Source organism: Arthrobacter sp. 2YAF22_2, from assembly GCF_052114645.1.
In the GTDB taxonomy this organism is placed as follows: domain Bacteria; phylum Actinomycetota; class Actinomycetes; order Actinomycetales; family Micrococcaceae; genus Arthrobacter.
In genome coordinates this window covers 1-9,753 of sequence record NZ_JBFRFD010000072.1, presented here as the reverse complement: position 1 = coordinate 9,753, position 9,753 = coordinate 1, and the positions used below count along the sequence as shown (strand labels likewise).

8 protein-coding genes, 1 tRNA gene and 1 pseudogene are annotated in these 9,753 nt (G+C 66.9%); 5 read left to right on the top strand and 5 right to left on the bottom strand.

The annotated features are described in order from the left end of the window. Positions 1-64: 64 nt before the first annotated feature. On the top strand, positions 65-793 hold the full coding sequence (locus tag AB4Y86_RS04900) for a FadR/GntR family transcriptional regulator (protein ID WP_441400605.1): 729 nt from the start codon (positions 65-67) through the stop codon (positions 791-793). A gap of 228 nt (positions 794-1,021) precedes the next feature. Here the strand turns inward: AB4Y86_RS04900 and AB4Y86_RS04895 are convergent, their stop codons facing one another. The 5 genes from AB4Y86_RS04895 to AB4Y86_RS04875 all read right to left on the bottom strand — a co-directional run bounded on the left by AB4Y86_RS04895 (position 1,022) and on the right by AB4Y86_RS04875 (position 3,490). After that, positions 1,022-1,312: a hypothetical protein gene (locus tag AB4Y86_RS04895; protein ID WP_441400603.1), complete on the bottom strand. Its 291-nt coding sequence runs from the start codon at positions 1,310-1,312 to the stop codon at positions 1,022-1,024. Positions 1,313-1,441: 129 nt separating this feature from the next. Next, positions 1,442-1,517: transfer RNA gene (locus tag AB4Y86_RS04890), tRNA-Val, on the bottom strand. Between the two features lie 112 nt (positions 1,518-1,629). After that, a complete protein-coding gene (locus tag AB4Y86_RS04885) occupies positions 1,630-2,550 on the bottom strand; it encodes an NAD-dependent protein deacetylase (protein ID WP_441400601.1) in 921 nt (306 codons plus the stop codon). A gap of 17 nt (positions 2,551-2,567) precedes the next feature. Continuing rightward, complete coding sequence (locus AB4Y86_RS04880; RefSeq protein ID WP_441400599.1) at positions 2,568-3,074, bottom strand: peroxiredoxin; 507 nt, start codon at positions 3,072-3,074, stop codon at positions 2,568-2,570. Beyond that, the gene (locus AB4Y86_RS04875; protein WP_441400597.1) at positions 3,071-3,490 is read right to left on the bottom strand and encodes a DUF3052 domain-containing protein; all 420 of its coding nucleotides are present in this window, start codon (positions 3,488-3,490) and stop codon (positions 3,071-3,073) included. The genes AB4Y86_RS04880 and AB4Y86_RS04875 overlap by 4 nt, the downstream gene beginning before the upstream one ends. Positions 3,491-3,963: 473 nt before the next feature. Between AB4Y86_RS04875 and aceE the strand changes: the two genes are divergently transcribed. From aceE to AB4Y86_RS04855, 4 genes and pseudogenes are all read left to right on the top strand, one after another. Then, complete coding sequence (aceE, locus tag AB4Y86_RS04870) at positions 3,964-6,744, top strand: pyruvate dehydrogenase (acetyl-transferring), homodimeric type (protein WP_441400595.1); 2,781 nt, start codon at positions 3,964-3,966, stop codon at positions 6,742-6,744. A 151-nt stretch (positions 6,745-6,895) separates the two neighbouring features. After that, positions 6,896-8,140, top strand: a complete 1,245-nt coding sequence (locus AB4Y86_RS04865; RefSeq protein ID WP_441400593.1) for a PucR family transcriptional regulator — start codon at positions 6,896-6,898, stop codon at positions 8,138-8,140. Between the two features lie 88 nt (positions 8,141-8,228). Next, entirely contained in the window at positions 8,229-9,158 is a 930-nt protein-coding gene (locus tag AB4Y86_RS04860; RefSeq protein WP_441400591.1) for an ACP S-malonyltransferase, read from the top strand. Continuing rightward, positions 9,155-9,753: pseudogene (locus AB4Y86_RS04855) on the top strand (3-oxoacyl-ACP synthase); the annotation flags it as partial. The gene AB4Y86_RS04860 and the pseudogene AB4Y86_RS04855, both read left to right, overlap by 4 nt.

Sequence of the window (9,753 nt, the reverse complement as noted above, 5' to 3'; positions counted from 1 at the left end):
GTTTTACGTCACAGCCGCGACTGCGCTCGTGGGGATCGGAGGTCGCGCCACTATGCTTACGACTATGTCAACCAGCCTCCATCATCGTGCCATCGAGCACCTGGGAACCCGCATCATCGCCGGTGAGCTACCCGCGGGCCACGTCATGCTGGCCGAACATCTCGAGGACGAGCTAAAGGTCTCCCGCTCGGTGGTGCGCGAAGCCGTGCGCGTGCTTCAGTCCCTGGGGCTGGTCGAGACGATCAAACGCGTCGGCATCCGGGTGCTGCCCRCCAGCCGCTGGAATCCGTTCGACCCGCTCGTGATCCGCTGGCGTCTGGCCGGCGAGGGCCGGGGTGCCCAGCTGCGCTCCCTGGCCGAGCTGCGGACCGCCGTCGAACCGGTGGCGGCGGAGCTGGCGGCCGGCAACGCCCCGGCTGAACTCCGCAGCGAACTGGTGGACATCTCGCACGCCATGCGGAAGGCCGGCGAGGCCGGCGACGTGCCGCGGTTCCTGGAACTGGACATCGCGTTCCATTCGCTGCTGCTGACCGGCTCCGGCAACGAGATGTTCGCCAACATGGTGGGGCAGGTCGCCGAGACTCTCACCGGGCGCACCGTGCACGGCCTGATGCCGGACCACCCTCGGGCTTCGGCGCTGCAGTGGCACGTGGACGTGGCTGAGGCGATTGAAGCCGGCGACGGCGCCGCCGCCCGTGATGCCTCGAACAAGATCATGCGCGAAACGATCGCGGAAATGGAACCCAGCTGGAAGGACCAGCCCCGGGTCTTTCTTCCCGTCCAGCACCGGTAAGCGGCGCGAGCGGCGGCCGTCTGCCGGCCGTGCCGCCGCCGCAGTTAGTCCTGACGATGGTGTAATTCAACCGCTTTGCGTTTCACATTTGGACTCATTCACGGTATATTTTTTACAAGCCTTCCACCGCGGCATCCCCCAATAGTCGCGGTGGAAGGCTTTTCCATTGCCCGGAGGCTTTTCCATTGCCCGAAGGCTTTTCCAGTGCCCGGAGGCTACAGTCTGCGGCTAGGCGGCGTCCGCCACCGCCTCCCGCAGTCGCCAGCCGCCGCCCAGGCCGTCCCGGATAATTTCCATGGTGGTCAACGCGGATCCGCTGTTCCGGCCCAGTCGCGCCTGAATCTGCCACACCTCGACGTCGACCCGGCTCAGGCCCTTCGGCATCCGGCGCTCGGCCTCCCACCAGCTCACCCGCTCAAACCAGCGCACGGGTTGCGCGCCGACAAACCATTCGCGGCCACCGCGGACCACGGCCAGGGGGTGCCCGTCCGGGCCGGTTTTTACTAAGACGTGTTCCATGCCAGCGACGGTACTGATAGGCACCGACATTCTGCGCGCAGCCCAACCCCGGCCAAAAAACGCAGCAAACGGCGCAGCAAAAAACCCCGTCGCGGCCGGCCTCTCAGCCTGCCGCAACGGGGTTTTCAGTGGTGGGTCCTACCGGGATCGAACCGATGACATCCACGGTGTAAACGTGGCGCTCTACCAGCTGAGCTAAAGACCCAATTCGTTGTTTCCGCACACGGGCGCGTCAACCAACGAACAATGACTCTACCGGAACCGGCGCGGGAAACGCCAATCGGTGTCGGCCGCGGCACGAGCCTTAGGGAACTGTCTCAGAGGCTTGGGAGTTCCGCCGCGAGCCAGGTCAAGGATTCGCTGACGCCGGCCTCCAGCTTGATGGTGGCCAGGTCATCACCCCGGGTCTGCCCCCGGTTGATGATCACCACCGCCTTTCCCTGCTTGGCCGCGTGGCGGGCGAACCGCAGCCCGCTCATCACGGTCAGGGATGAGCCCGCCACCAGCAACGCCGCGGCGGCGTCCACCATGGCGTAGGAGCGTTCCACGCGGTCTTTCGGGACGTTCTCGCCGAAGTAGACGAAGTCGGGCTTCAGTGTGCCGCCGCAGGCCGGGCAGATTGCGACGACGAAGCCCGCGATCAGGTCCGAGTCCTCCACGGTCGCGTCGGCGTCGGGTGCCATTTCCACGACGCCGGCAGCAAGGGCATCGGCCAGGAACCCCGGATTGAGTTCCTCGAGCACGCCGGCCAGCAGCGAGCGGCTGTAGCGGCGCTGGCAGCCCAGGCAGACCACCTTGTCGAAGCGACCGTGCAGGTCCACCACGTTGACGCTTCCGGCGTCCTCGTGCAGCCGGTCCACATTCTGCGTGATCAGGCCCGTGAGCAGTCCCCGGTGTTCCAGCCGGGCCGCGGCCGCGTGGCCGGGGTTCGGGTCAGCCCGGCGCAGATGCGACCAGCCGATGTGGTTCCGCGCCCAGTAGCGCCGGCGGTTCTCGGCAGCGCCAATAAATTCCTGGTAGGTCATCGGCGCGCGCGGCGCCGCGCCGGGGCCCCGGTAGTCCGGGATGCCAGAGTCCGTGCTCAGCCCGGCGCCGGTGAGCAGCGCGAAGCGCTCCCCCGCCAGGACGGCGTGAATTTCCTGCAGAACCTCCAGTTCGCTGCGCGCCGGTTCGGCGGCCGCAACTGGAGGCAGGCTGGCGAAGCCGGTCATGCCGACCCCGGGCCGCCGCTGCCTCATTGCCCCGGCCCCCGCCGTCAGGTCCTGGCGAGTGCGGCCAGGGCGGACCGGTATTCGGCGAAGTCCCGGGCCTGCCCGCGGGGATTCACGACGACGTAACGGACGATTCCGTCCGCGTCGATGATGAATGTGCCGCGCTGGGCCATGCCGCTGGCGGGATCAAAAACGCCATACTGCTGCGCCACGGCACCGTGCGGCCAGAAGTCCGCGAGGAGATCGAAGGTGTACCCCTCCTTCTCCGCGTACGCACGCTGCGCGAACTTGCTGTCCACCGACACCCCCAGCACGACGGCGTTGCCATCGTCGAAAAGGGCCAGGTTGTCGCGGATTTCGCAGAGTTCCCCTGTGCAGATGCCGGAGAACGCGAAGGGAAAGAACACCAGGACCACGTTGCGGCCGCGCAGGGCGGCAAGCCGGACCGGCTCGCCGAACTGGTTGACCAGCTCAAAGTCCGGCGCCGCGTCACCGACGGCCGGCACGCGAGAAACCGGGCCGGCCGCAGCGGCGGGAGCGGCTTGGGTCACTTGTTCTTCCGCGTGACCAGGCGGGTGGCGCTCCAGTCCTTGGAGACGCCCGCCGAGGTGGTGTAGTGCAGCCCGGCGGTGGGAGCGGCGTCCTGGATCTCCGCCGGCGAAACGTAACCGACACGGCCGTTCTTGGGGGTCAGCACCCAGACCACGCCGCCTTCGGTCAGGGTGGTCCGCGAACCGACCAGGGTGTCAACGAGGTCGCCGTCGTCGGACCGCCACCAGAGGATAACGGCGTCTACTACCTCGTGGTCGTCCTCGTCGAAGAGTTCAGAGCCGGTGAGGTCCTCGATGTCGTCACGCAAGTCGAAGTCGACGTCGTCGTCGTAACCGAATTCCTGAATCAGATCCCCGTTTTTGAAACCCAATTTTTCCGCCACATTTACCGAAGTGGCGGCGTCGGCCTCGCTCACGTGTTGCTCCTATGCTGTTGGTGCTTCCTGGTGCCCCGCTTGGGGTACTGCAATTTCGCGTACTGCAATTTCAAGTGCTGCATTCTGTCTTGCTTTGAAGTGCCTGTGCCGCTAGTGATTTCCATTACTACCAGCCAACACCCTTTGGGCTTTCGCTTCAAGCTGCAGACCCGGCGATCCACCATATTCTGCGTCACACCGGGCCTTCCTGGGAACCCGGGAGGCCTCGTTGTCACAGAACCAGTATGCCCGTGAAATACGGCGGCGGCCCCACGCGACGGCTACGCATCCGCGGACTCGCCCGGCTAGAGTGGCTGATGACGACCATGCCTGCGCGGACAACCGACCGCTCCTACAACAGGGATGGTTGTGATTGGACCTAGCCCGGCGCACAGGACCGGGCTGCTGTTACCGATATGTCGCACACGTCGCGTTCACGCCAGGCAGTTACCCTGCCGGAGCTGAGGGTGCCGATGAATGCGCTCAAAGAGAGGTTGGACGTGGCTGCAGGAGAAGAAACCTCCCATATCCTCAGCGGGTTGACTAACCAGCTGCCTGATCGTGATCCGGAAGAGACCGCCGAATGGCTGGAGTCCCTGGACACCCTGATTCAGGAACAGGGCACCGAACGTGCCCAGTACATCATGCGCAGCCTGCTCCAGCGGGCCGGCGCACAAAGCGTGGGCGTGCCGATGGTAACCACCACGGACTACGTCAACACGATCCCGGTGGACCAGGAAGCGCCGTTCCCCGGCGATGAAGAGATCGAACGCAAATACCGCGCCTGGCTGCGCTGGAATGCCRCCGTGATGGTGCACCGGGCCCAGCGGCCGGACATCGGCGTCGGCGGCCACATCTCCACCTACGCGGGCGCTGCGACCCTTTACGAGGTCGGCTTCAACCACTTCTTCCGAGGCAAGGACCACTCCGGCGGCGGCGACCAGGTCTTCTTCCAGGGCCACGCCTCCCCCGGCATGTACGCCCGCGCGTTCATGGAAGGCCGCCTGACCGAGGAGGACATGGACGGSTTCCGGCAGGAGAAGTCCAAGGAAGGACACGCCCTCTCCTCCTACCCGCACCCGCGCCTCATGCCGGAATTCTGGGAGTTCCCCACCGTGTCCATGGGCATCGGCCCGATGAACGCCATCTACCAGGCCCAGTCGAACCGCTACCTGCACAACCGCGGCATCAAGGACACCTCCGACCAGCAGGTCTGGGCGTTCCTGGGCGACGGCGAAATGGACGAGCCGGAGTCCCGCGGCCTGCTGCAGCTCGCGGCCAACGACAAGCTGGACAACCTGAACTTCGTGGTCAACTGCAACCTGCAGCGCCTCGACGGCCCGGTCCGCGGCAACGGCAAGATCATGCAGGAACTCGAAGCGTTCTTCCGCGGTGCCGGCTGGAACGTCATCAAGGTCGTCTGGGGCCGCGAGTGGGATGCCCTGCTCGATAAGGACGAAGACGGCTCCCTCGTCAAGATCATGAACGAGACGGTCGACGGCGACTACCAGACCTACAAGGCCGAGTCCGGCGGCTTTGTCCGTGAACACTTCTTCGGCAAGACCCCGCAGACCAAGGACATGGTCGCGGACATGACGGACCAGGAGATCTGGAACCTCAAGCGCGGCGGCCACGACTACAACAAGGTCTACGCCGCGTACAAGGCCGCTACCGAGTTCAAGGGCAAGCCGACGGTCATCCTGGCGCACACGGTGAAGGGCTACGGCCTTGGCACCCACTTCGAGGGCCGCAACGCGACCCACCAGATGAAGAAGCTCACGCTCGCGGACCTGAAGGCCTTCCGCGACCACCTGCGCATCCCGATCACCGACGAGCAGCTTGAAGCCGACCCGTACCAGCCGCCGTACTACCACCCGGGCGCCGACGCCCCGGAAATAAAGTACCTGATGGAACGCCGCCAGGCACTGGGCGGATTCCTCCCCGAACGCCGCTCCAAGCACACCGATGTGACGCTGCCGGGCGACAAGGCCTACGAAGTCGCCAACCGTGGTTCCRGCAAGCAGCTTGCCGCCACCACCATGGCTTTCGTACGCCTGCTCAAGGACCTGATGCGGGACAAGGAGTTCGGTTCCCGGATCGTGCCGATCATCCCCGATGAGGCACGCACCTTCGGCATGGACGCGTTCTTCCCGACCGCCAAGATCTACAACCCSAAMGGCCAGAACTACCTGTCGGTGGACCGCGACCTTGTCCTGGCGTACAAGGAATCCATCGCCGGGCAGATCGTCCACGCCGGCATCAACGAGGCCGGCTCGGTGGCCGCGTTCACCGCTGCGGGCACGTCCTACGCCACGCACGGCGAACCGCTGATCCCGATCTACGTCTTCTACTCGATGTTCGGGTTCCAGCGGACGGGCGACTCCTTCTGGGCCGCCGCGGACCAGATGACCCGCGGTTTCGTGATTGGCGCAACCGCGGGCCGCACCACCCTGACCGGCGAAGGACTGCAGCACGCCGACGGCCACTCTCCGCTCCTCGCCTCGACCAACCCGGCCGTCGTCAGCTACGACCCTGCTTACGGTTATGAGATCGGCGTCATCATGCGCGACGGACTCAACCGGATGTACGGTCCGGGGCTGGCCGACAACGACCCGTCGCGGAACGTGATGTACTACATCACTGTCTACAACGAGCCGATCTCCCAGCCGGTGGCCCCGGCGGAGCTCGACGTCGAGGGCATCGTCAAGGGCATCTACCTGCTGGCACCGGCCAAGATCGACGGCCCGCGCACGCAGATCCTCGCCTCCGGCGTGTCCGTCCCGTGGGCCATCGAGGCCCAGCGGATCCTCGCCGAGGACTGGGGCGTGTCCGCCGACGTCTGGTCCGTGACCTCCTGGACCGAGCTGYGCCGCGATGCCATGGCCGCCGAGGAAGACGCCTTCCTGAACCCGGGCCAGCCTGCCCGTGTCCCGTTCGTCACTGAACAGCTCGCAGGCGCCACCGGACCGATCGTGGCCGTCTCGGACTACATGAAGGCCGTCCCGGACCAGATCCGGCAGTTCGTCCCGAACGAGTTCGCCTCGCTCGGCGCCGACGGCTTCGGCTTCTCGGACACCCGCGCCGCCGCGCGCCGCTTCTTCAAGAACGATATCCACTCGATCGTGGTCCGTTCGCTGCAGATGCTGGCCCGCCGCGGTGAGGTCGACGCCCAGGCCCCGGCCCAGGCCATCGAGAAGTACCGCCTTCTCAATGTCAACGCCGGCACCACCGGCAACGCGGGCGGCGAGGCCTAACCCGCGCCAGCGGCGCAGGAGACACCACGACGGCGGTTCCCACTCTGGTGGGGGCCGCCGTCGGGCGTTTAACCCGGTGTGATCCAGCCCAACGCGACTTGTAGCCTTTGCACAAATGGAGCTTGGCCCGCCTGCGCCGTATGCTCGAAGCATGGCAGAGCCCACCACCACTCCCGCAAAGCGCAAGCCGGCCATGCGGGCGCTGACCCCGGAGAAAGCCGAGACGCTCAAAAAGCTCCGGTCCAGCGTGGGCCAGCTGTCCACAACCACCCTGCGTCAGCTGGAAAAGTCGCTGCCCTGGTACAGCCGGCTGAACTCCGATGAACGGTCCGCCCTGGGCATGGTCGCGCAGAACGGCATCGCCGCGTTCGTGACCTGGTTCGAGCGGCCCAGCTCGCCCTCCTGGATCCTCTCCGATGTCTTCGGCACGGCACCGACCGAGCTCACCCGCTCGATCAGCCTGCAAAAGGCGCTGCAATTGATCCGGATCGTCGTGGAGGTGGTCGAGGAGCAGGTCCCGGTCATCGCACCGGAAGCCGACCAGGCCGCCCTGCGCGAGGCAGTGCTGCGTTACTCGCGCGAGGTGGCGTTCGCCGCGGCCGACGTCTACGCCCGCGCCGCCGAGACCCGCGGTTCCTGGGACACCCGGCTGGAGGCGCTCATAGTCGACGCGATCCTGCGCGGCGAAAACACCGATGCGCTCCGCTCCCGGATTGCCGCGCTGGGCTGGAAAGCCCAGGAACGCTTCACCGTGATGGTGGGAAATTCGCCGTCCGAACCGAACGCCAGCTATGTCAGCGAACTGCGCCGCACGGCCGGCCGCTTCGCCGAGGACGCCCTGGTCGGCATCCAGGGCGACCGGCTCATCCTCATCCTGGGCGGGGTGCAGGACCGCGAGACCGCGTGCCAGAAGCTCAGCGAACTCTTCGCCCCGGGCCCGGTGGTCTACGGGGCCGAGGCTGCCTCGCTGCCGGAGGCCAGCAGCTCCGCCCAGTCGGCCTTCGCCGGCCTGACCGCGGCACGGGCCTGGCCGTCCGCGCCGCGCCCCGTGGCGGCCGACGACCTGCTGCCGGAGCGCGTGATCTCCGGGGACGACGCCGCCAGGCGCTCACTGGTCAAGAACATCTACCGGCCACTGCTCGCCGCGTCCAATGGGCTGGTGGAAACCCTCGGGACGTACCTCGAACTGGGCCATTCACTCGAAGCGACGGCCCGCGAGCTCTTCGTCCACGCCAACACCGTCCGGTACCGGCTCAAGCGGGTTTGCGACGTCACCGGCTGGGACCCGCTGATCCCCCGGGAGGCGTTCGTGCTCCAGGCGGCGCTGGTGGTGGGCAGGCTTTCGACCCCGCCCAGGCCCTCCACGGAACGCCAGCCGTCCCGCAACAACACCTGACCCGTTGTAGACTTCCTACAAACCGACCCGGTGAGCTTGGTGCATGAAAGTACCGATGAATCACGCGGCAATTTGGAAAGCTGGATACGTGCTTGCAATCGTCTGCCCTGGACAGGGCTCCCAGACCCCTGGTTTTCTCGCCCCCTGGCTGGAACTGCCTCCCGTCGCAGGCCACCTGGCCTCCCTTAGCGAAATCGCAGGTATCGACCTCACTGCCCACGGAACGACTTCGGACGAGGAGACCATCAAGGACACCGCCGTCGCGCAGCCCCTGATCGTCGCCGCCGGACTCGTGGCCGCCAAGTCCCTCTTCGACGTCGAACTGGACACCCTTCCGGTCATCCTCGCCGGACACTCGGTGGGCGAAATCACCGCTTCCGCCCTCGCCGGCGTGCTGACCGAAACCGAAGCCATGACCTTCGTCCGCGAACGCGCCAACTCGATGGCCGCCGCCGCCGCGGCAACCCCCACGGGCATGAGCGCCGTCGTGGGCGGCGACCCCGTCGAAGTCCTGGCCGCGATCGAGGCCTGCGGCCTGACCCCGGCGAATGTCAACGGCGCCGGCCAGACCGTGGCCGCCGGCACCCTGGAGCAGCTCAAGGCCCTCGCCGAGAATCCGCCGGCCAAGGCCCGCGTGATCCCGCTGAAGGTCGCCGGCGCGTTCCACACCTCGCACATGTCCCCCGCCGTCGCTGCGTTGCAGGCCCTCCGGCCCTCGCTGCACCCGCGGAAACCGCAGGTCCCGCTGCTGTCCAACTTCGACGGCGCCGAGGTCACCGAGGGCGGCGCCGCCGTCGACAGCCTGATCGCCCAGGTGTCGCGGCCGGTGCGCTGGGACCGCTGCATGGAGACCCTCGTGCAACGCGGCGTCACCGGCGTGATCGAGCTGGCCCCGGCCGGGACGCTGGCCGGACTGGCCAAGCGCGGCATGCCCGGCGTGAAGACCGTCACCGTCAAGACCCCGGATGACCTTTCCGCCGCCTTGGCCCTATTCGCAGAACTGGAGGGAGTGAAATGAGCGCTCCGACCCTGAAGCAGGCCCCCCTCAATGAAAACAGCCGGGTGATGGGCGTGGGCGCCTACCGGCCCGACGTTATCGTCACCAACGAGGACGTCTGCCAGTGGATCGACTCCTCGGACGAATGGATCCGGCAACGCACCGGCATTATCACCCGCCACCGGGCCTCCGCCAACGTCAGCGTCATCGACATGGCCGAAGGCGCCTCCCGCGAGGCCCTGCAGAAGGCCGGCGTTGACGCGTCCGAACTGGGCGCCGTGATCGTTTCCACCGTGACCCACCCCTACGCGACGCCCTCCGCCGCCGCGAGCCTTGCCGACCGCCTCGGGGCCACCCCGGCGCCGGCGTTCGACATTTCCGCCGCCTGCGCCGGGTACTGCTACGGCATCGCCCAGGCGGACGCCTTGGTCCGCTCCGGCGCGGCCAAGTACGTGCTGGTGGTCGGGGCGGAGAAACTCTCCGACGTCATCGACAACACCGAACGCACCATCTCCTTCCTGCTCGGCGACGGCGCCGGCGCCGTCGTCATCGGCCCGTCCGACACCCCGGGCATCGGCCCGTCGGTATGGGGATCGGACGGCAGCAAGTGGGACGC

Coding starts and splice junctions, on each gene's coding strand:
- AB4Y86_RS04885 (WP_441400601.1), bottom strand. CDS start 2,550: ATGAGGCAGCGGCGGCCCGGGGTCGGCATGACCGGCTTCGCCAGCCTG.
- AB4Y86_RS04865 (WP_441400593.1), top strand. CDS start 6,896: ATGGCAGAGCCCACCACCACTCCCGCAAAGCGCAAGCCGGCCATGCGG.
- AB4Y86_RS04895 (WP_441400603.1), bottom strand. CDS start 1,312: ATGGAACACGTCTTAGTAAAAACCGGCCCGGACGGGCACCCCCTGGCC.